13 protein-coding genes are annotated in these 23,045 nt (G+C 40.8%); 9 read left to right on the top strand and 4 right to left on the bottom strand.

Annotated features, from left to right (window positions below):
- Positions 1–83: 83 nt before the first annotated feature.
- The 5 genes from MWU84_RS10420 to MWU84_RS10400 all read left to right on the top strand — a co-directional run bounded on the left by MWU84_RS10420 (position 84) and on the right by MWU84_RS10400 (position 10,838).
- Positions 84–1,448, top strand: coding sequence for a Gfo/Idh/MocA family oxidoreductase (locus MWU84_RS10420; RefSeq protein WP_246901384.1), 1,365 nt, complete (start codon positions 84–86; stop codon positions 1,446–1,448).
- A gap of 207 nt (positions 1,449–1,655) precedes the next feature.
- On the top strand, positions 1,656–4,820 hold the full coding sequence (locus MWU84_RS10415; protein WP_246901383.1) for a TonB-dependent receptor: 3,165 nt from the start codon (positions 1,656–1,658) through the stop codon (positions 4,818–4,820).
- 10 nt (positions 4,821–4,830) lie between these two features.
- Positions 4,831–6,612, top strand: a complete 1,782-nt coding sequence (locus MWU84_RS10410) for a RagB/SusD family nutrient uptake outer membrane protein (RefSeq protein ID WP_246901382.1) — start codon at positions 4,831–4,833, stop codon at positions 6,610–6,612.
- A gap of 197 nt (positions 6,613–6,809) precedes the next feature.
- Positions 6,810–8,204, top strand: a complete 1,395-nt coding sequence (locus tag MWU84_RS10405; RefSeq protein ID WP_246901381.1) for a sulfatase-like hydrolase/transferase — start codon at positions 6,810–6,812, stop codon at positions 8,202–8,204.
- Between the two features lie 15 nt (positions 8,205–8,219).
- The gene (locus tag MWU84_RS10400; protein ID WP_246901380.1) at positions 8,220–10,838 is read left to right on the top strand and encodes an alkaline phosphatase D family protein; all 2,619 of its coding nucleotides are present in this window, start codon (positions 8,220–8,222) and stop codon (positions 10,836–10,838) included.
- 975 nt (positions 10,839–11,813) lie between these two features.
- On the opposite strand, the gene MWU84_RS10395 is transcribed toward MWU84_RS10400, so the two are convergent.
- Both MWU84_RS10395 and MWU84_RS10390 read right to left on the bottom strand, forming a co-directional pair.
- Positions 11,814–13,130, bottom strand: coding sequence for a Gfo/Idh/MocA family oxidoreductase (locus tag MWU84_RS10395; protein ID WP_246901378.1), 1,317 nt, complete (start codon positions 13,128–13,130; stop codon positions 11,814–11,816).
- 247 nt (positions 13,131–13,377) lie between these two features.
- The gene (locus MWU84_RS10390; RefSeq protein WP_246901376.1) at positions 13,378–13,887 is read right to left on the bottom strand and encodes a hypothetical protein; all 510 of its coding nucleotides are present in this window, start codon (positions 13,885–13,887) and stop codon (positions 13,378–13,380) included.
- A 193-nt stretch (positions 13,888–14,080) separates the two neighbouring features.
- Here MWU84_RS10390 and MWU84_RS10385 point away from each other — a divergent pair, with 193 nt between their 5' ends.
- From MWU84_RS10385 to MWU84_RS10375, 3 genes are all read left to right on the top strand, one after another.
- Positions 14,081–16,717: a glucosidase gene (locus MWU84_RS10385; protein ID WP_246901374.1), complete on the top strand. Its 2,637-nt coding sequence runs from the start codon at positions 14,081–14,083 to the stop codon at positions 16,715–16,717.
- 8 nt (positions 16,718–16,725) lie between these two features.
- Positions 16,726–18,702, top strand: coding sequence for an amylo-alpha-1,6-glucosidase (locus MWU84_RS10380; protein WP_246901372.1), 1,977 nt, complete (start codon positions 16,726–16,728; stop codon positions 18,700–18,702).
- A 296-nt stretch (positions 18,703–18,998) separates the two neighbouring features.
- Positions 18,999–20,000 (top strand): IS110 family transposase, encoded by a 1,002-nt coding sequence (locus tag MWU84_RS10375; protein ID WP_246901369.1) that lies wholly within the window; start codon positions 18,999–19,001, stop codon positions 19,998–20,000.
- Positions 20,001–20,123: 123 nt separating this feature from the next.
- Here MWU84_RS10375 and MWU84_RS10370 read toward each other — a convergent pair whose 3' ends face one another.
- Positions 20,124–20,381 carry a heavy-metal-associated domain-containing protein gene (locus MWU84_RS10370; RefSeq protein WP_246901366.1) on the bottom strand — a complete coding sequence of 86 codons (258 nt, stop codon included), beginning with the start codon at positions 20,379–20,381 and terminating at the stop codon, positions 20,124–20,126.
- Between the two features lie 567 nt (positions 20,382–20,948).
- Here MWU84_RS10370 and MWU84_RS10365 point away from each other — a divergent pair.
- Complete coding sequence (locus MWU84_RS10365) at positions 20,949–22,325, top strand: Gfo/Idh/MocA family oxidoreductase (protein WP_246901363.1); 1,377 nt, start codon at positions 20,949–20,951, stop codon at positions 22,323–22,325.
- Positions 22,326–22,364: 39 nt separating this feature from the next.
- Here MWU84_RS10365 and MWU84_RS10360 read toward each other — a convergent pair whose 3' ends face one another.
- Positions 22,365–23,039 carry an ABC transporter ATP-binding protein gene (locus MWU84_RS10360; protein ID WP_246901361.1) on the bottom strand — a complete coding sequence of 225 codons (675 nt, stop codon included), beginning with the start codon at positions 23,037–23,039 and terminating at the stop codon, positions 22,365–22,367.
- Positions 23,040–23,045: the final 6 nt, after the last annotated feature.

The following is a 23,045-nucleotide window of genomic DNA, read 5'->3' as shown; positions in this document are numbered from 1 at the left end:
AACGCAAAAAAAGAACACCTAAATAATTATCACAATCTTAATATTTGCTGAACATTAACAACAAGTACCATTATTTAGGAAACATGAACCAAAGAAGAAATTTTATTAAGAAAACAGCCATAACCGGAGCAGGTATTGCGCTATTACCAAATCTTAGCTTGGGAAATAGTCGGACCAAAGACGCACAAAAATTAAGGGTTGGTGTCATTGGTGTTGGACTTAGGGGAACAAATCACTTGGTCAACCTCCTAAGGAGGAATGATGTAGTTGTAACGGCCATTTGTGATATAGATCATAACAGAATTGCTATTGCGCAGGATCATATTGTAAAAGCTGGCCAAAAGAAGGCCAAGGCATTTGGAAAAAATGAACAGGATTACAAAAACCTGTTGGCGTTGACAGAAATAGATGCCGTGGTCATTGCCACTCCTTGGTTATGGCATACCAAAATGGCGGTAGATTCCATGAAGGCAGGAAAATATACTGGCCTTGAAGTATCGGCTGCCAATACCCTTGAAGAATGTTGGGACTTGGTGAATACACATGAAGAAACTGGTTCCCACCTCATGATCTTGGAAAATGTTAATTATAGAAGGGATGTGCTTGCCGTATTAAATATGGTTAAACAAAATGTCTTTGGAGAACTATTGCATTTCAGATGTGGATATCAGCACGATCTGCGCGGGGTAAAATTCAATGACGGAAAAACGGCATACGGAAAAGGTGCCGAATTTGGCGCCAAGGGTATCTCCGAATCTGCCTGGAGGACACAGCACTCTTTATTGAGAAATGCAGATGTCTATCCAACCCATGGTCTTGGGCCAATAGCTGTTATGGCAGATATAAACAGGGGCAATCGTTTTCTTTCGCTAACCTCACATGCCACCAAAGGTGTTGGTCTGCATAAATACATTGTAGATACTGCAGGTGAAAATCATCCCAATACCAAATTAAAATTTAAGCAGGGAGATATCATTACCTCTACTATAGAAACCTCCAACGGGGAGTCCATCATAGTAACCCATAATGTAAACAATCCCCACCCCTATTCCCTAGGATTTAAAGTTCAGGGAGCCCAAGGGCTTACGGACTTCGATTACCATACACAACGAATCCATATTGAAGGCACTACTGAGGGACATGGATGGGAAAATATGGATTCCTGGTTCGAAAAATATGATCATCCGTTATGGAAAAAATTCGGAAGCAGTGCTACGGAAGCTGGTCACGGGGGTATCGATTTTTATGTAATGAACGCCTTTATAGAATCTGCCAAGGAAAATATTGCCCCACCTATGGACGCCTATGATGCAGCGGCATGGAGTGCCGTTACACCCCTTTCCGAACTATCTATAGAAAACAATGGGGAACCACAGGATTTCCCAGATTTCACTAGGGGGACTTGGATAAAAAGAAAGCCCTATAACTGGATAAAGGACACCTATTAAGTGGTGAATATTGAATTACCTATTGAGTTGTTTGAGTTAGTTGTTTTTCAAAACCCATTTCATGAAAATGGAATGGGTTTAAAAAAGTAGCCGATACAAGAACAATAGTAAACTACAAAAGAATATGAACAGAGGCATAAACAAAAAAAGCTCGAAAAGAATTTTTCAAACTTTAACATCAACCGATTATTAATTTAAACTAAATCAATGAAAAAAATAATTACAAAAGGATTCTTCCTACTCATGTTGTTCCTCAGTTGTGCAATACAAGCTCAGGAAATGGAAGTTAAAGGAATGGTGACAGATTTGGCAGACGTTCCCTTGTCAGGGGCTTCAATTACGATAAAAGGTACTTCCAAGGGAGTCGTAGCGGACTTTGACGGCAACTACAGTATTAATACATCCAAAGGGGATGTATTAATATTTTCTTATCTAGGGTACCTATCCCAAGAAATCCAGGTAAATGACAATAGTACCATTAATGCCAAACTAGAAGAAGATGCGGCTTTATTGGAGGAAGTCGTTGTAGTAGGTTTTGGGACACAAAAAAAGGCTAATGTAACGGGAGCAACGGGTTCGGTAAATATGGAGGATGTGCTGGCCAACCGACCCGTAACCAACGCTATTGAAGCCGTTCAAGGAACCATTCCAGGGCTACAGATCACCACTAATTCCGGACAGCCCGGGGCCTCAGGACTAGGTATTAACATAAGGGGGACAACTTCAATTAATGGTGGAAGCCCATTAATCCTTTTGAACAACGTGCCTGTTTCCGTTGAGGATATCAACCCACAAGACGTGGAATCCATAACTGTTTTAAAGGATGCCTCGGCAACGTCTATTTATGGCGCTAGGGCCGCATTTGGTGTAATTTTAATTACTACTAAAACTCCGGCAACAGACCAGCCCATTAAATTCAATTACTCGTCCACATTTAGCTTCTTGTATCCTGAGGACATTCCTGATAAAGCCTCCACCTACGAATTTATTAATGCCATTAATGACTGGGGTACCAATCCTTTTTGGACTGGGCAGGATATTCCAACATGGGTAGGCTTTTTGGAAGAATACAAAGACAATCCAGCAACCTATCCCTTGGGCTATGCTGAATTCAACGGACTGAGATATCCATTGGCAGATACAGATTTAATAGGGGAATGGATAAACGAACTCGGATTTACGCAAATACACAACTTTAATTTTAGTGGAGGTGGCGAGAAAACTAGTTATAGAATTTCCGCAGGTTTCAGTGATGAGGACGGTATTATTATAACCAGGAACGATAGCTTTAAAAAGTACAATGTAAATGCTTCGGTAACCAGCAAGCTTACTTCAAAGTTAACATCTACTACCAATATTATCTATCGTAACAGTACCAGAAGAACACCACTTGGAAGCTATAGTAATTCCATAAGTTTCAACCCCTATACCCCCGCCAGTGGCAACCATGTATTTGAAGATGGCACTGAGGTACCCTATGATACCCCAGCCAATAGGGAATTGTTAAAAGTTGCTCCGAAAATTCTGAACGACAACATTAGGTTCTTTCAAAAACTGAATTATAATGTTGCCGATGGTCTTAACTTGATCGGGGAATATACTTTTGAAAAGAAAAATTTAACAAGAACAACCAGTGACAATCAAATCCTGACCGTTAACCCAGAAAGATTTGTTTTAAACGCTGTAGATCCTGTGAACACTTTTTTCCGAAAAGAAAATACTCAGACCAATTACAATGCACTAAACTTTTACGGTAAATATGATAAGGGTATAGGCAAGCACAACTTTAGTGTACTTGCTGGTGTAAACAGTGAAGAAAGTAGTTTTGAATCATTTGATGCCCAACGAAACAACCTTATCAATGTTGATCTTCCCTCCCTTTCCGGTGCAACCGGTGCACAGTCTACAGACGACTCGTACGGTGAATGGGCGGTATTAGGTTATTTCGGAAGGCTCAACTACAATTATGCAGAAAAGTATTTCTTGGAAGTGAGCGGTAGATATGATGGCTCCTCGCGTTTTCCGGAAGGCAACAGATTCGGATTCTTTCCATCCTTCTCGGGAGGTTGGCATCTAGGCAGGGAATCCTTTATGGAATCCATAGGCTTTTTATCCAGCCTAAAGCTTAGGGGGTCATGGGGAGAGATAGGAAACCAAAACACAACTTCCCTCTACCCTGCCGTTCCTGGACTTGGTATAACAGATTACGGAACTACCGGCTCTACCAACTGGTTAAACGAAGAAACCGGTACGCGCTACTCAACTTTATTGCTTCCCAACCTAGTCAGTAGCTCTTTCACATGGGAAACAGTTCAAACCTTAAACCTTGGTTTTGATGCGGCATTTTTTAAGAATAGACTTTCCACTTCCTTTGATTGGTTTAAAAGAAAGACCTTGGATATGTTGGCCCCTGGAGCAGAACTACCAGGCATATTGGGTGCAGATGCCCCATTGGAAAACGTGGCCGATCTAGAGTCCAAAGGATGGGAATTAGGTATCTCCTGGAACGATAAAATAGGGGAGTTTAGCTATAACATAGGCGCCACATTATATGATTATCAATCCAAAATCACCAAATTTGACAACCCCGCCGGCCTTTTAAGCCAATACTATCCAGGCCGAGAGTTGGGTGAAATTTGGGGTTATACCACAGATGGTTACTACACAGTAGACGATTTTGAACCTGGAACATTGAACGAAGATCCCAATAGTCCAAATTACCTCACCGGAGGTACATTAAAGGATGGCGTCCCATTCTGGGAGGGTCGTAACCAAAACCCAGGAGATATTAAATATGTAGATCAAAATGGGGATGGAATTATCAATGATGGTAACAACACTTTAGATGACCCAGGGGATAGAAGCATTATTGGTAATTCCACCAGAAGATATCAATATGGATTTTTTGGTAACTTTAATTATAAAAACTTCGACTTCTCGTTCTTGGCCAATGGGGTAGGAAAAAGGGATATCTACCTAAACAACAGGGTACGATTCCCTTACACGGACGAATTTTCGGTAGTTTATAAATCCCAATTGGATTATTGGACACCTAATAACAGGGATGCTTATTTTCCAAGAAACTACCCCTTGGGCGGTGTTAACTACGGCATCAGTAGAAGCACTCAGACCAAGTATCTCCTAAATGGGGCATATTTAAGAATAAAAAACTTGACCCTTGGCTATTCCCTTCCTACCGAAATGTTAAAAAAGAACGGTATAGATAAACTAAGATTATATGTAGCAGGTGAGAATTTATTCAGTTTTAACGATTACCCAGACGGTATCAATACTGAATTGGCCACTCAAGGTAGTGGTGGAATCTATCCCTATATCACGAGCTATTCCATAGGCCTTAATTTAACTTTTTAATTGTAGAGAGATGAAAAAAATATATAATATTATTATAGTCCTTCTAGTCACGCTAGGGACTTCGTGTTCAGATGAAATATTGGAAAAACTTCCAAAAGACCAGTTGACCGTTACTACAACCTTCACCACCAATAGCAACTTTGAAACCTATGCATGGTCCATGTACGCCAATGCCTTTCCTGGGTATTGGGATTTAACTCCTATAAATAGGGAAATGGGAAGTGACCTATTGGTGAACAACGCCGGAACCCAAGGGGATGCCCTTTTATGGCAAAGAAAGACCGTGCCCTCTTCCTCAAGTCTCTGGAACAATGCATTTGTGAACATACGTCGCGCCAACCTAATGTTGGACAATATTGACGGTAGCGAGTTAACAGACGGAGAGAAACAACACTGGAAAGGTGTCGGACTTTTTTTCAGAGCTTATGAATACGTACAGTTGATCGCCAATTATGGAGAGGTGCCATGGGTAGACAAATCCCTTACCGAAGTGGACGAAGATATCCTATATGGTCCTAAAACCAGTAGAAATGAATTGACACAATTTGTATTGAATGATCTCTTGGAGGCTGAAAACATCATTAATCCTGAAGGTAGTGGACCCAATACTATAAATACGGATGTTGTTCGTGCCCTAATTTCAAGATTTGGTTTGTACGAAGGTACTTGGAGGAAATATCACGGTCTTGGTGATGAAACCCGATACTTACAGGCTAGCGTTGATGCCAGTGGTCAGCTAATTGCCGAACATCCCAATCTTCACTCCAGTTATGACGAGGTATTTAATAGTGAGACCCTAAATGGCGTTGAAGGAATTTTGTTGTACAAGGCTTATGAGTTTGGAGTACAAAACGGTAGATGGTCCCATTACAACAGAAGTTCCATAGGTCACAGGGACCTTACTAAAAAAGCGGTGGACCAATATCTTTGCTTGGACGGTGAGACGATCCATACAAGTGATTTATTTGATGGGGAACAAGATGCCTATGACGAGTTCAGAAACAGAGACCACCGGTTGTATTTTAACACCCCTCCTCCTTTTAGGGTAGATACAGGAGGAAAAAACCAACTTACCTGGGAGTATGATGCTGATCCCAAAAGTAGGGAATACATAGATTTAATGGCCACTTTGAGTGATGATACCCATAAAACACTTCCTACAATTAACTGGAGGGGTCTTGTGGTAAGAACCTCCCCTCATTTTAGAAAATTTAATGAAGGACATGGATTTAATGTAACCTATACTGGGTATGCCTTCTATAAATTTTCGAATAAAATAAGTAGGCTGCAAAATAGGGATTCCCACGATGCTCCAATTTTTAGAATGGGAGAGGTGTTTTTAAATCATGCTGAGGCCATGTATGAACTAGGGCAATTTACCCAAGAAGTAGCGGATGCTACCATTAATAAATTAAGAACCAGAGGAGCCGTAGCACCCTTAAACTTGGCAAGTATTCCAAATGACCATACAAGGGATGAAGACATAGCGCCTGCGCTATGGGAAATAAGGCGCGAACGAGGTATAGAATTCCTAGGAGAGGCCTTGGGAAGGGTATTCGATATTAAGCGTTGGAAAAAGCTCATAGAATATGGTGCAGAGGAAAAACTTGGAAGATGGGTTGTTAATGCCGATTACGGCAATAATTTACCTGTCCAAGGAGGAACTGCAGAAGGTTATGTGTCTCCTTTTGGAGTTCCTCCAGGGGTTCCCGAACATTATTATTTGGAACCTATACCTTCAGACCAAATAGTGCTAAACCCCCAACTGGAACAGAACCCTGGATGGGAATAAGAATAATCTTTTGAGTTACTATAATTAGTTTAAATTTGGGATGCCCGGTTAAAAATAACCAGCATCCCTTTTTAAGTATTTTTGAAAATAGTAGAAAGTTATATCGCCACAACAATAAGGCCTTTTTAATAATTCAACCTTACAAGACAAATCTTTGTTCCAATAAAATGTCCACTTGTCACGTCTAAACGTCAGCCATGAAATTCACTTTCCGTATTCTGATTGCTCTAATTCCATTTACACTATTTTTACAAAAAAGCGATGCTCAGGTCAGGACAACACAAGATAGGCCCAATATTGTATTTATAGTTGCCGATGACCTGGGCTATGGGGATTTAGGCTTTACCGGAAGTACGCAAATAAAGACTCCTAACATTGATAACCTGGCCAATACGGGGATTTTTTGTACACAAGGCTACGTTTCCTCTGCCGTTTGCAGTCCATCACGAGCTGGTTTTTTAACCGGTATCAATCAAGTAGAATTTGGTCACGACAACAATCTGGCCAACAACCAACCAGGTTTTGATCCCCAGTTTTTAGGTTTGCCCCTAACACAAAAAACCATAGCCGATCATCTAAAACCTTTGGGCTACATAAGTGGCATTATCGGGAAATGGCATTTGGGCTATGAAGATCAATTTCATCCCCTAAAAAGAGGATTCGATGAATTTTGGGGCTATCGTGGGGGTGGTCACGATTACTTCACTTCCAATCCGGAAGCAAAGGGATACATGGCCCCCATTGAATGCAATTACAAGACCCCACAGCCTATCACCTATATCACAGACGACAAGGGTGATGAATGTGTCGATTTTATAAAACGTCATAAAAAAGAGCCGTTCCTTCTTTTTGCCTCCTTTAATGCCCCCCACACACCTATGCAGGCCACCAGGGCCGATTTGGCATTATACGACCATATAAAGGATAATAAAAGACGGACGTACGCGGCAATGGTGCATCGGCTTGACGTTAATGTGGGCAGGATATTAGCTGCTATTAAAGAACATCGTTTGGACAAAAATACTCTTGTTGTTTTTATAAGTGACAATGGAGGACCTATTGATAACGGTTCCATCAACTCCCCGTACAACGGTAAAAAAGGCACCTTGTTGGAAGGTGGAGTACATGTACCATTTATATTAAATTGGCCCGAAACCCTACGCTCTGGAGAAACCTACTCCCATATGGTTTCATCACTCGACTTCGTCCCAACCTTTTTGGCTTTGGCAGCTGGAAATGTAAAAGAATACCCTTTTAGCGGTACCGATCTAATGCCTTATCTTATGAAAGGTAGCAAGCAAATACCCCATGACAATCTCTTGTGGCGCTTTACCATAAGTGCGGCCATAAGGGAAGGAGACTATAAATTGATTCGGCTTCCAGATCGACTGCCACTTTTGTTTCACCTTCCTTCTGATATTTCTGAGCAGCACAATATAGCCCTTGACAGCTTGGATATCACGAGAGCCCTCTTGGAAAAATTAGGAAATTGGGATGTTTCCCTCCCCCATCCCCTATTTTTGGAAGGAGCAGAATGGAAAAAACGACAGCTTTACCAATACAACGATAATTATCCGTTAATACAACCATAGTATAAATCTCGATATATGAACAGAAGAAAATATATAAAGACCATAGCACTGGGAACCCTATTGCCCAGTTTTTCCGCTTCGGCATTTCCCCTTGGGACCATAGGCCAAGATAAATTACTTGAAGACATACAGTTTAAAAGCAATTGGCATAATTGGCCCGATATGAAATGGGTAGGTCCCGAATATTGGGGAAACCGACTCCAGGATTGGCGACTAAAAGATGGGATGGCCGTTTGTACAATAAGCGGAGTAAATAGAAATCTTCAATTATTGACGGTTCAAAAAACAGATTCCTTAACCCCATTGGAAGTTAGTGTGGATATAACCCTATTGAACAAGAGTATTGCCAATACCGATGAGGGATGCCTAGGTATGCAATTGGGATGTAGTGGTCCTTTTGATGATTACCGATCGGCGGCCGTCTTTGGCAAAGGTTTTGATATTGGTCTTAACCCCAACGGTAAGCTACAGGTAAGCGGTCAGCTCTTTGACACCGGCCTAAATAAAATACCTGAAACCTTTCGTTTGGAAGTGCATTTAAAGCCTTACAATGATAAATACCGATTGAAGGTTGTTGTTCTGGAGCCGATAACAAACACCTTGATCCATACCCAAGAAGATATATATGTCGATGGTAAAAACCTAATAGGGAATTTTGCCATACTGGCCGATATAAAAACGGACAAGAGCCATGCCTCCCAACCTTTGGCCGGCTTTTCCAACTGGAATATAACTGCAGATAATCTTATTTCAAACAAAGACCAATTATACGGCCCCATTTGCTTTGCCCAATACACCCTTCATAACAAAAAGTTGAAATTAACTGCACAGTTAGCCCCCATTGAAGAAATTAAGGATCATTCAGTAATCTTACAATTTAAAGAAAAAGGTTTTTGGAAGACCAATATAAGCACCAAAATTGAACATATGGGAAGGGCCATCAACTTTAAAGTTAAAAATTGGAATGCCCAATCGGATATACCTTACCGTATTTTGGTTGAAATTCCCTTAAAAAATGAAACCCACCAATACACCTATGACGGAACCATAGCCCAGGAACCTATGGATAAGGAATCCGTTTCCGCAGCCGTATTTAGCTGTAATTTTCATTACGGGTTTCCCGACAACGACGTTCATGAAAATGTAGCCAAATTAAACCCGGACGTCATTCTTTTCCTAGGTGACCAATTTTACGAAGGCACTGGTGGTTATGGGGCGCAACGTACTGGAGACTTGGATGACCTTTGTCTGGACTATCTGCGCAAATGGATGATGTTCGGTTGGTCTTACCGCGAACTCTTTAGACATAAACCCTGCGCCATAATCCCGGATGACCATGACGTGTATCACGGTAATGTTTGGGGCGAGAGCGGAAAAAAGGCCGATACCAGTGAAGGCCATGGCATGTTGGCCCAAGATTCCGGAGGCTACAAAATGCCCGCCGAATGGGTGAACATGGTACAATTTACGCAGACCAGTCATTTGCCAGACCCCTTCGACCCTACCCCTGTACAACAGAACATAGGGGTCTACTACACGCACTGGAATTATGGAGGCATTAGTTTTGCCATCCTGGAGGATCGAAAATTCAAATCCGCCCCCAAGCATGTTCTACCACCAGAGGCACAGGTAAGAAACGGATGGATACAAAACCAAGATTTCGACATAAAAAAATACCGGGATTTGGATGCAGTGCTTTTAGGAAAGCGGCAGCACGATTTTATTGATCGCTGGTCCCAGGATTGGAACAATGGGGCCGAAATAAAAGTAGTGCTGTCGCAGACCAATTTTGCCACTGTGGCCACCTTGCCCAAAACAGCTCTAAATGATGACGTGGTTCCCTCCTTACCTATTCCTAAAAAAGGGGAATACGTACTTGGGGATGTCCCTACCGTGGATATGGATTCCAACGGCTGGCCAGCAAACGAAAGGGATAAGGCCGTTGAGGCTATCAGAAAATGCTTTGCATTTCATATTGCCGGGGACCAGCATCTGGGAAGTTTTATCCAATACGGTACCGTTCAACATGGAGACAGTGGTTACGCCTTTGCCGGTCCGGCATTGAACAATATTTGGCCCAGAAGATTCTGGCCACAGGTGGACCATGCGCAACATACCTATGAAAACCCGGCCTATGTGGGCGACCATGTGGACGGATTTGGCAATAAACTATCGGTACATGCTGTGGGCAATCCTTTCGATACCGGGATTGAGCCGGCCATTATACACAATAGGGCAACCGGTTATGGCCTGGTAACCTTCAACAAAAAAGAAAGAACCATAACCACAGCCTGTTGGCCCAGATATGCCGACCCTAGCAAGGGTACAATTGAACAATTTCCCGGATGGCCTATCACTATAAAACAAGAAGACAATTATGGTAAAAAGGCTGTAGCCTGGTTGCCTACCATAAAGATTGTTGATACAAGCAAACCAGTTATTTCAATTTTCGATAATAATAATCAGCTAGTTTATTCCATTCGTATGGCAGCCAACACCTTTGCCCCCAAAGTATTCGATAAAGAAAAATATACCATTGTAATCCACGATGTGAAAAACAATAGAAAAAAGATACTTAAGAATATTAGGGCCAAAACCGTTAACAAGCGAATATTGGAAATTAACCTTGATTAAATTAACTCGGTAGTTCTGGATTTATCCCAAAAGTTGTGCATGAATCAGAAAAAGATAGAATGAACTATCCCAGAATTTGTGTCCTGTTCATTTTTTGAATCGCCCAAATGCGTAACATTCATGAATACCAATAAAAATCAATAGACCAGCCGATAAATAAAAAACGACCAGGGCCGAAAAACTAAGGTGTAGTGTACCTTGGTTGTAAGGAGCCAGCTGCAACGGGGGCAGGGTCTTGGGTGAAATGCTCTTTGGAAGCCTGCCTGGCGGAAGACAGGGCTACCCCCGCCCAATGTGGAAACCACTTGATTTAATACGAAATCGAAGATTCACGAAAACCTATAAAAAACAACAATAACCACTTAAGTAAATTGAAAATAGGCCGTTTCTCTGTTCGTTACCATTTGACGCCTTAAGTCATTTTCATTTATAGAATACCGTGAACATTGTCTGCAAAGTCTATGGTGTGGTCGGTCTTCTTCCGTAGTGGAGATGTCAGGGCCGTAAAGCATTATTGAAGCCTTGGAAATAATTTAGGCCGTGACATCGGTCCTTAAAATCCCGAGATTTTAGAGCCCACATAGTGAAGAAGGGTCTTTTCTCCCGCCTGCCGGCGAGGCAGGTTTGTTTCGTTTTATTCATTGTCTGTCTATTTTGGAATAAGGTATTCATGAACCTTCTGCGTCGGTTTCATTGGACAGCAAAGAAATCGCAGATTCACGAAAACCTATTAAAAACAATAGAAATCACTTGAGTAAAATGAAAGAAGAATTTCAACATAAGTTTTAATCGATTCTCCACTATAAATGGAATCAATAATAAAAAAAAAGACAATTGATCGTAATCACAATTTTAGCCTAAACACAACATTTAGGCATAATACCTATTTCTATTAACGCCAAATGGACCAACAAAAAAATCCCAAACTTTCTATAAACTAAGAAAGTTTGGGATTTTTAAATATCATATCAAAGCCTAGATGACCACAGTCTTGCCCGGAGTTGGAATGTTATAAGTTCCATCTGCATTAGGTTGTACGGGTGCCGGAGAATCCCAAGTCAAATTATCAGGAGCAAGATCTATATTGGAAGCCATTGCCTCTTCCCATTTGATTACTTGACCTGAATAGGTGGCCATTCTACCTATAATGGCACTCATAGTGCTGAAAGCTCCGTTCTCAGCATCAGAGATTACTCCTTTATTTCTAATGGATTCAAACAGTTTTATATGTTCTACTTGATACGGGTTTGGATCATCTTTACCACGATGTGTAAATATTTCACCTCCATTGTAATCCTTTATAAAAGTATTATCCCCATAAGTTTCTATAGTACCTTTGGTGCCTTGGAAAGTTTCTGCTACCCTACTCATGGTTTCTGGCATATGGCGACACTGACTGGCGATTACAGCTCCACTTGGATACGTGTATTCTACAAAGTGATGATCAAAAATTTCGCCATGATCCTTTCCTGTTCTTACCTGTCTACCGCCAAACCCTTGTGCAGAAATAGGATACTCTCCAATAAACCAGTTGGCAACATCAATATTATGAATGTGCTGTTCCAAAATATGGTCTCCGCACAACCAATTAAAATAGTACCAATTACGCATCTGGTATTCCAATTCGGATTGCCCGGGCTGTCTTTCCCTTACCCAAACTCCGCCACTGTTCCAGTATACCTGACCGGAAACAATTTTTCCAATTTTATTATCCTTTATATGTTGTAGACCCGCTAAGTAATTGTCTTGGTAATGTCTCTGAAGTCCTACAACCACATTTAACTTCTTATCCTTTGCAACCTGTGCCGCTGCCAATACCTTCCTTACTCCAGGAATATCCGTAGCAACCGGTTTTTCCATAAAAACATGCTTACCAGAATTGACGGCATATTCAAAATGCTGTGGTCTAAAACCAGGAGGAGTAGCCAAAATAACTACATCTGCCAATTCTATTGCCTTTTCTGCACCATCAAAACCAACAAACTGATTAGCCTTAGGTACATTTACCTTTTTACTGTCCTTAAATTCCTTTTGCAGATTCATTAAGCTTCCCTGAAGTCTATCCTCAAAAGCATCGGCCATAGCCACCAATTCCACATTAGAATCCGCTTTCAAAGCCTGTTGTGCCGCACCTGTACCACGACCACCGCAACCAATCAAGGCTATCTTTAATTTTTTATCGTTCGCTACATTTACCATAGCATTCATCTGCATGGTAGGTAAAATCATTGCTCCGGTTACTAGAGCACTGCTCTTAACAAAATCTCTTCTACTATTCTTAATATTGGTCATGGTAATATTTGTTTGTTTAGTTTTTCACGTTAAAGTTAAAAATTACAAGTAATGTCTCATTACAAAATATTGAAGACACCTTAGGGTGCTCAAGATAGAGATTTATTTGGAAACGTACAATGTACATTTTTACAGAATAGCATCAATTATGTTAAATATTCTATGTTATTCCAAAATTAGGGCATTAAATTTACTCAGCATCACAAAATAAGCCTCATTTACCAAATGTCTGAAAATTGACAACTTCCTATAATTTAGACTTTTCTTCACTAGCATCAGGCTTAAAATTTCGGTGTCTTTCCATCATCATATTTTGAAGGGAATCCATATGCCGGAACAACTCTCGCATATCGGAAAAACCATTGCTGCGTTGTCTTTCAAAGAAGTCATCAAAATAATGGTGACCGTTCATAAGGGAATCCACATCCATAAACTGTCCAAAATTATGGTCTTCCATAAAAGAGGATAAATCATCACGCGAAAAAAACTTAAACGACCCCATAATACTGTCCAAATTCATGTCCTTTGGCAAGTTCTTTAAATTGTCATAGTAATAGGAATAAATAGAGTCATAGCCTATAACATTACCAGCCTCGTCGTATTTCTTATCTACTTTCCAGCTTATCTTAGGTTTATCGGCAGTAAGACTGTCGGAATGTTTTCCTGCCAAATCATCCTTAGCATTACTGTTGTCTACCTGTGCTTGGCATCCAGTTAACAACATCCCCAACAAAAGGGTAAATACAAATTTTTTCATCTTAAAAAATTTAAATTAAACCTCTGTTTATTCATTTTTAGCAACAAAAAAAATGCCATCCGAGTTATTAATTAAACCATTGGCAGGTTAAAAATGTGTTAAACATATACTATCTTTAATTGTAAAATTTGAAGGCTTTAAACGAACATAACATCGGTGATCAGCATTACCTTTTCCATGTGATAATAATTAAATGACAAAAAAAACAGCACCTAAAGAACAAAAGAGATTGGACGATTCTCGATCCAAATCCAAAGATTGGCTTAAATGGGGTCCATATCTGAGTGAACGTCAATGGGGTACTGTCCGGGAAGATTACAGTCCGGATGGAGACGCCTGGAATTATTTTTCGCACGACGATTCCCGGAGTAGAGCCTATAGATGGGGCGAAGATGGAATTGCCGGAATATCCGACCGGTATTGTAATATATGCTTTGGTATCTCCTTATGGAATGGCAAAGATAGTATTCTAAAGGAGCGACTTTTTGGCTTAACCGGACCGCAAGGCAACCATGGTGAGGATGTTAAGGAGCTTTACTACTATTTGGAAAATACTCCTACCCATTCCTATATGAAGCATCTTTACAAATATCCTCAAAATGAATTTCCATACCTCCAATTGGTCGAGGAAAACAGCAAGAGGGGAAAGTACGAATTGGAGTACCAGCTTTTGGATACCGGCATCTTCGACAACAATGAATATTTTGATGTCCTAACGGAATACGCTAAAGCGGACAATGAAGATTTACTCATAAAAATATCTGTTAGTAACAGGAATTCAAAACCCGCCCCCATACATGTACTGCCCACCCTTTGGACCAGGAATCTTTGGAGTTTTGTAGGCATGCCCGAAAAGCCCCTTATAAAGAAACAAATTCATAAAAATCAGACCTTTGTCTCTGTTGATCATGTTTATGTAGGCAATTACAAGCTGTATTTTGAAGAGCCATCCCGACTGTTATTTACCGAGAACGAGACCAATATGGAAAAGGTCTACGCCCAACCCAACGATCATCCCTATAAAAAAGATCTTTTTCACAATTCCGTTGTGAACAACAATTATTCAATAATTTCCAAAAATGAACAAGGCACCAAATTTGCGCCCTTGTACCAGATGAAGCTGAAGGCTGGAGAAACCAAAACAATTAAACTGAGGTTAACCGCCTCTTCTTTGGAAGCACCGTTTGATAAGAGTTTCGACACTACCTTTTCAAAAAGAGTCCAAGAATCCCAAGAATTTCTTGATAGTATATTTAATACGGCCTCCAAAGAAGCCAAAGAAATACAGAAGCAGGCTATTGCCGGACTGCTATGGTCGAAGCAATATTACAATTACGAAGTGGAAAGGTGGTTGAATGGAGACCACAAGGAAATGCCCCCACCACAAAGTCGCTTTTACGGTAGAAACAAGGAATGGAAGACCTTGAGGAACCACGATATACTTTCTATGCCGGACAAATGGGAATATCCCTGGTTCGCAGCCTGGGATACGGCATTCCATTGTGTTAGCTTGGCCTTGGTGGATCCCAGTTTCGCCAAGGATCAACTATTGTTATTTACCAAAGAGTGGTACATGGCGCCCAATGGACAGATTCCTGCCTACGAATGGAATTTCAGCGATGTTAATCCACCAGTGCAAGCATGGGCCTCCCTCCAGGTTTATCAAATGGAGAAAAAAAGGAGCGGCAAAGGTGACCTTCTCTTTTTAAAGCGGATGTTCAACAAATTGGCCCTTAATTTTACGTGGTGGGTAAACAGGGAGGACAGTCTTGAGAACAATGTTTTTGAAGGGGGATTTTTAGGGCTGGACAATATTGGAGTTTTTGATCGTAGTCGCGATATTCCAGGAGGCGGTGTCTTGGAGCAGGTAGATGGAACCTCTTGGATGGCCCTCTATTGTCTGAACATGTTGGAAATGGCTTTGGAAATAGCTTTGGAAGATCCATCTTTTGAAGATATGACCATGAAATATTTTGGCCATTTTGTCTTTATAGCCGAAGCCTTGAACAATATAAGTCAAGATTATAATGGTACATGGGATGAAAGCGAAGGCTTTTTCTATGATAAGTTGATACTCCCCCATGGGGATTCCGTTCCTATTAAAGTGCGCTCTATTTCCGGATTACTTTCCCTAACCGCTGTGTTGAATATCAAAAAAGAGCATTTGGACAAACTTCCCAGGTTTAGACGGAGTATGGAATGGTTTCGAAGACATCGTATAGAGAACGCGAAATATCAGGTGATGGAGGAATACTCCCCAGACCATGATGTACTATTGTCATTGGTACCCAAAGAACGTTTAAAAAAATTAATAGGCACTGTCTTGAACGAAAAGGAGTTTCTTTCCCAGTTTGGTATTAGGTCGCTATCCAAGATACATGAAAATCCATATACCATCCACATAGATGGAAAAACATACAGTATAAATTACGAACCAGCAGAATCTACCACAGGACTTTTCGGAGGAAACTCCAATTGGAGAGGGCCTATTTGGATGCCTATGAACTATTTATTTATTAATTCCCTTAGGGAGTATCATAGCTATTTTGGGAATAAATTAAAGTTTTCTTATCCCACAGGTAATGGGAATATGATAAATTTAAAGGATATTAGTAATGAAATAGGCAAGAGATTGATACTACTTTTTGAAAAAGATGCGAACGGTAATAGACCCATTCACCAGTTACATGAAGCAAAATACCAAGACCCCCATTTTAAGGACCTGATCTTATTTTATGAATATTTTCATGGAGATAGTGGTAGAGGTGTTGGGGCCTCACATCAAACCGGATGGACCGCTTTGGTTGTAAATTTAATGGAAGAAATATAGCTGTAATTTTGGAAAACTTATTTAAAAAGGAATGGTTGGTTACCAACGGACTTGGCGGTTATGCCTCAGGTGCCGTCAATGGTGCCAATACGAGACAGTATCATGGTCTTTTGGTCGCTGCACTTGAACCCCCAACAGATCGCACGGTTGTGGTGGCAAAAATCGAGGAACGCGTGCTAATAGATGGCCAATATCATAACATTTCCACTAACCAATATCCCAAAGTCGTTTTTCCCGATGGAGGTCATTACTTGAAGGATTTTGATATTGACCCCACTCCTACCTGGCAATTTTCCGATAGTAATTGGGAGTTGCGCAAAAATGTTCAAATGGTGCCAGGATCCAATACAACGGTGTTAACCTATACCAACAATGGCAAAAAGCCTTTGGTTTTGGAATTACACCCATTGTATGCTTACAACGACTTTCACACCACTTTCCATGAAACTTCAGATTATAATTTCTTTACAGAGTTCAATGACCATTACTTAAAAACATTTCCAGAATACGGGAGCATTCCAGTTTATACAGGGTGGACAGCAGGAAATTATTTTGAAGCTCGTTGTTGGTTCAAAAATATTATTCTTTCCAAGGGTAAAGCCCGTGGCCTAGGTTCCGAATGCGACTACTACAGAATAGGCTATCTTGTACATGAACTGCAGCCTGGGGAAGATCTTATGCTGTACTTTACCATTGATCAGGATATCGTACATAAAGGAATAAAAAAAATCCTATCTGTTGGTAGCAATAAACCAACATTGAACAATGAAAAATGGCCAAAAGGTTTTTTCAAAGACCTATTAACATCTGGCGAACAATTTTTGGTCAAAAGAAAATCTACCGATAGCATGTCCATAATTGCAGGCTATCACTGGTTTACGGATTGGGGACGCGATACCATGATCGCTATGCGTGGATTGACCATTGCCACTGGCAAAAAAGCACTATCCAAATCCATTTTGGACACTTTTTATAAAAGTGTGGATCAGGGGATGATACCGGACCGATTTCCGGATAACTCCAAAGATCCCGTTCATTATAACACTATGGACGCCACCCTCTGGCTTTTTGTGGCCAGCTATGATTACCATCAAAAGTTCAAGGATACTCCATTTCTAAAAAACCATATCGAAATATTAAGGAATATCTTGGATCAGCATATATCTGGTGCCCGCTACAATATTCACATTACTGAGGAAGGATTTATTTTTGGGGGCGAATGCGCTGTTCAACTAACATGGATGGACGCTATAGTTGGCGGAAAGGTAATAACCCCTAGGATAGGCTGCCCGGTGGAGGTGAATGCACTTTGGTACAATGCCCTTAAAATTTACGAGCACTTCTGTCAGATTCTTAAAGTTGAAATTGAAATCGATTATTTAAATTTAATTGCCAAGTTCGAATCCAATTTCACCAAATTTTTCACCAACCCGCAAGGAACACTCTTCGACGTTATCTTACCAGGGCTCTCACAGGACAATACCTTACGTCCCAATCAAATATATTGTCTAAGCCTGCCTTTCACCGTATTGGATCCTGAACAACAAAAATCTATTTTTGAGGCCGTAGAAGATAAGCTCTATACCCCATTCGGTCTTCGTACCTTGGATCCCGATAGTCCTGAATATAAACCGAATTATGAAGGCAACCAATGGTCTCGGGACCATGCTTATCATCAAGGTACTGCATGGCCTTTTCTTCTGCACGAATACTTTCAGTCCTACTTCAAAATATATGGATCTTCCTTGAAGAATAAAAAGAAGGTCCTCGCCGAATTGGAACCATTAAAAAAGCATTTCTATTTCCACAATGGTATCCATTGTATTTCTGAGATTTTTAACGGGACCGATCCAAAAGAGGGAAAAGGATGCATTCACCAAGCTTGGTCCGTAGCAGCCGTTATAAAACTATATGTAGATTATGAATTGCACAGCGTTGAGACAGAAGTTTCGGTTAAATCGAAACAGCCCCTTAATAAAGAGTAAAATACCTCGGGGCAAGCCCGCCTGAACGGATACCTTTAGATTTGTATTATAAATATAATCTATTATGATGATGGTGAAAAGAGGGGGGTCGGGGGAGACTCATAACTTATAAAAATGTTCATAACTTTAATGTAAAACAAAAAAGAACGGGGTGAACTTTCGTGACGGAATAGGTTAATGGCCCATCGCCCGTATCAGTCCCCGTTCTTCTAACCGGTTGCCAGGACCATATAGGATTTTAGTCTTGACTTTTAAAGGTCTTAGTCTAAGCAACCATTTTAAAACAATATAAAATTATGGAAATAAAAGAAGTTATAGGGATCGATGCCAGTAAATTAACACTGGATTGTTGTCTTCACAATCGTGGGGAAGAAGAGGTTTTCGACAATACCCTTGCGGATATTGGAATAATGGTAGCCTGGGCTTTGGACACAAGTGGTGTAAGGAAAGAAAAGCTTTTGTTCGTTTTTGAGTACACAGGGTTGTACACCCATCAGCTGATCCAGTATCTTGGCGGCAACGGCTACCTGTTCCATGTAGTGCCCGGCCTGGAGATAAAACGCTCCTTGGGAATAGCACGTGGAAAAGAAGACAGGGTGGACGCCAAGAGGATCGCCCTCTACGGGTATCGTGTACGGGAAGAGGTAAAGATTTATAAGATGCCCGGGGAATCACTGGAAAGCATGAAGCGCCTGATGTCCATGCGCAGGAAATTGGTCGCACAACGGGCAGGCCACATCACTACTTTGGGGGAGCAAGAAAGAATATTGGGCCAAGGGATGCAAAAGGTTTTGCTACGGGTACAGCAAGAACTTATCGCTACCCTTGATGTGCAGATATCCACTATAGAAAAAGAACTGGACCGGATTATCGGGCAAGATCCCGAACTGAAAAACCTACAACGGCTCTTGACAAGCATCAAAGGTATCTCAGAGGTCACGGCGCGCTTTTTGATCGTTTACACCGTTGGGTTCACCGCTTTCAAGACCTGGAGAAAATTTGCCTCCTATTGTGGAATAGCGCCTTTCCCTTATCGTTCGGGAACAAGTATTAAGGGAAGGACCAAAGTAAGCCATCTGGCCAATAAAGAGGGCAAGACATTGTTAAATTTATGCGCCAGTTCTGCAATTCAGTGTAACCCGGAAATGAAGACGTATTATGAAAGAAGGGTGGAACAGGGCAAGAACAAAATGAGTACACTGAATGTCATAAGAAACAAATTATTGGCCAGGGCATTCGCCGTAGTAGGCAGAGTACACCATATGTCAATACAATGGGGTATATATCCTGAACTATAGAAAAAATTTATCAGTAAAAATTTGTTTTAACCATAGGATACGGGCAGGCAAGCGTCGGAGCGCCTGCCTGCGGTAGGCAGGTTAAAATGTCGATTATCGAGTAAAATATATTTTATTCCTTAATCATAAGGCAAACAGCCCCTTGGGAATAGCGTTAAACCCCAGACCCTTAACCATCTTTTCAATATCTTTTATTTCAACCATTTTGGTCGTATGGACCGTAAATTCCACAGGGTATTCGTCTTTGAAAATAATATTCTTTACACCCTCAATTTTCAATAAGTTTTCCTCAATTCTCTTTAAATCATTAGCTTCCTTGGCGTTTGTCCCAAAAACCTTTCCATGATTTCCTGGAATTACATTTTCTGAAATTATACTCATAATTAAAATTTATATTTTGATAATAACTAATTGGCAAAACCATCCATAATTTGGTAAGCATTTAAATTTCCTAGGTCTTATATAAATTTACGAAAAACAGTAAAAAACGACCGCTAAAATTGCCATAACTTTTGAAGCAAATATCCAATCCCCTCAATGATTAGTCCTACATCGCCCAATTCTTGAATTTTATAGGGAAATTTATTCTTTGGAGAACCTATAAACACGAAATCAACTGGAATTCCCAAGCCCTTGGAAAGCTCCTTTATTTTTTCAGGACCAACAGGAATTCATGGATAATTCATAAGCCGAATTGGAGTTCCCTTTCTAAATGGGAAATTGGACCATGCTATAATTCATGGCAACAATAACTTTTGAATATTCAGCAAATTCAAATTGAGGTAATGGAAAATATAATGAAACAGATAAAAAATCTACAAAAAATTTAAGATTAGATCAAGATATTGCAGCAAACTTTAGATATTTTAGAAAAATTACCAAAAGAAGTTAAGTTATTTCGTATTTTTTGGGTGCCAAAATATAAACCGATCAAATTAACCTCAAAGCATGCACACCAAGACTTTTAACATCAACAGAAGACACTTTTTAAAAGGCGCGGCAGCGTCACTGGCCCTTTCCTCTTTTGGATCCTATGGTATGGAACTCATTTATCGGGATAAACCGCTACGGGTTGGACTAATCGGTACGGGTTGGTACGGAAAAAGTGATCTTTTTAGGCTAATGCAGGTGACCAAAGTGAATGTAGTATCCATTTGTGATGTGGACGACAACCTACTTAAGGAAGCAGCAAACCTAATACGGTTAAGACAAACATCCGGAAAAACACCAAGGATGTACAAGGATTATAGAAAAATGCTCGCCGAAAGAGATTTAGATATTGTACTCATTGGAACCCCGGATCATTGGCATGCCCTACAAGCCATAGAGGCTTTAAAAGCTGGTGCCCATGTGTATGTACAAAAGCCTATAAGTGTTGATGTGATTGAGGGTGAAGCTATGGTGGCCGCAGCCAGAAAATATAACAGGGTAGTTCAAGTAGGCACCCAGCGCAAGAGTACCCCTCATCTTATTGACGCCAAAAAAAACATAGTAGATGCCGGCCTATTGGGCAAAGTTTCCCATGTGGAAATGTGTTGTTACTACCATATGAGGGCCAATGGCAATCCTCCCGTGGAAGCTGTTCCTGATTTTTTGGATTATGAACTATGGACCGGGCCTGCGCCCCTAAGACCTTATGACGGGATTCCCCACAGACGTTGGTGGCGTACCTTTATGGAATACGGCAACGGCATTATGGGAGATATGTGTGTACATATGTTGGATACCGTTAGGTGGATGCTAGCGCTCGATTGGCCAAATAGAATAAGTTCAACTGGAGGAATATATGTACAAAAAGACGGGAAATCCAATATTGCGGATACCCAAACCGCCATCTTTGAATATGAAGAACTCAACTGTGTATGGCAGCATAGAAGTTGGGGTACCCCTGCGGATCCGGATTACCCTTGGTCCTTTAAACTTTATGGAGAGAAAGGCACATTGTCCGGCAGCACTATGAGATATGACTTTGTTCCTCACGGGGATGGGAAAAAGATTCATATGGACGTTATTTATGAAAAAGAAAAATATCCAGAGGACCTTACGGAAAAGGATATTGAATTAAATGCCGCTCCCGCAACACGCTTGCATATGTTGGACTTCCTTGCTGCCATTGATAAGGGAACTTTACCCATTGCGGATATCCGGGAAGGCCATGTTTCCACAGCAAGTTGCATTTTGGCCAATATGGCCATGGCCGTGGGAAGACCTTTGATCTATGACCCTAAGAATATTGTGGTAGTAAATGATGCAGAGGCAACAGCACTTTTGCAAAGGGATTATCGCACCCCTTGGGAACATCCCCGTCCCAAGGATTTTAGATAAAGCTAAACTAATTCACTACAGCTTTCAACTAATAAACGTTTAATCCAAAATACGCCCGTCCTCCATTTGGATGATGCGATCGGTACGTTTTGCAAAGTCTTCATCATGGGTTACTATCAAAAGGGATAGGCCTTCCTCCTCCTTAAGCCGTTTAAAAATTCCGAAGACGTTTTCCGAATTGTGGCTATCCAAGTTCCCGGTAGGTTCATCGCCCATAAGAATAGATGGATTATTTATTAAAGCCCTCGCGATGGCCACCCGTTGTTTTTCCCCGCCCGAAATCCTCGAGGCACGTTGATGGGCCAACTTTTCTATATTCAACATTTTTAGCTTCTCCATGGCATCGTGCTCTATTTCTGCCAAAGATTTCTCTGCCAACTTTTTAGCGGGCAACATTACATTTTCCAAAACGCTAAACTCGGACAACAAATAATGGAACTGGAATACAAAACCTATATTCTTATTGCGTATTTGGGACAGTTGCTGATGTTTTTGACCCGTAACCAATTCATTGTTAAGGTATAACTCTCCAGTATAATCCGTATCCATGGTAGACAGAATATACAAGAGGGTAGACTTTCCAGATCCTGATTTGCCCATGATAGAGGCAAATTCCCCTTTTTTTATACCGATAGAAATATCTTTGAGCACATGAAATTTCACTGGCTTTTCAAAGTATTTGTTGATATTCTTTGTTTCTAAAACGAACTCCATTTTTCT

Origin of the sequence: Arenibacter sp. F20364 (assembly GCF_023015905.1) — a bacterium.
GTDB lineage: Bacteria > Bacteroidota > Bacteroidia > Flavobacteriales > Flavobacteriaceae > Arenibacter.
Note: the sequence above shows the minus strand (reverse complement) of the source record. Positions and strands in the feature narration are given on the sequence as shown.

Excerpts from the sequence above, each read along its gene's own strand:
- MWU84_RS10420 (WP_246901384.1), top strand. The coding sequence starts at position 84 with ATGAACCAAAGAAGAAATTTTATTAAGAAAACAGCCATAACCGGAGCA.
- MWU84_RS10415 (WP_246901383.1), top strand. The coding sequence starts at position 1,656 with ATGAAAAAAATAATTACAAAAGGATTCTTCCTACTCATGTTGTTCCTC.
- MWU84_RS10410 (WP_246901382.1), top strand. The coding sequence starts at position 4,831 with ATGAAAAAAATATATAATATTATTATAGTCCTTCTAGTCACGCTAGGG.
- MWU84_RS10405 (WP_246901381.1), top strand. The coding sequence starts at position 6,810 with ATGAAATTCACTTTCCGTATTCTGATTGCTCTAATTCCATTTACACTA.
- MWU84_RS10400 (WP_246901380.1), top strand. The coding sequence starts at position 8,220 with ATGAACAGAAGAAAATATATAAAGACCATAGCACTGGGAACCCTATTG.
- MWU84_RS10395 (WP_246901378.1), bottom strand. The coding sequence starts at position 13,130 with ATGACCAATATTAAGAATAGTAGAAGAGATTTTGTTAAGAGCAGTGCT.
- MWU84_RS10390 (WP_246901376.1), bottom strand. The coding sequence starts at position 13,887 with ATGAAAAAATTTGTATTTACCCTTTTGTTGGGGATGTTGTTAACTGGA.
- MWU84_RS10385 (WP_246901374.1), top strand. The coding sequence starts at position 14,081 with ATGACAAAAAAAACAGCACCTAAAGAACAAAAGAGATTGGACGATTCT.
- MWU84_RS10375 (WP_246901369.1), top strand. The coding sequence starts at position 18,999 with ATGGAAATAAAAGAAGTTATAGGGATCGATGCCAGTAAATTAACACTG.
- MWU84_RS10370 (WP_246901366.1), bottom strand. The coding sequence starts at position 20,381 with ATGAGTATAATTTCAGAAAATGTAATTCCAGGAAATCATGGAAAGGTT.
- MWU84_RS10365 (WP_246901363.1), top strand. The coding sequence starts at position 20,949 with ATGCACACCAAGACTTTTAACATCAACAGAAGACACTTTTTAAAAGGC.
- MWU84_RS10360 (WP_246901361.1), bottom strand. The coding sequence starts at position 23,039 with ATGGAGTTCGTTTTAGAAACAAAGAATATCAACAAATACTTTGAAAAG.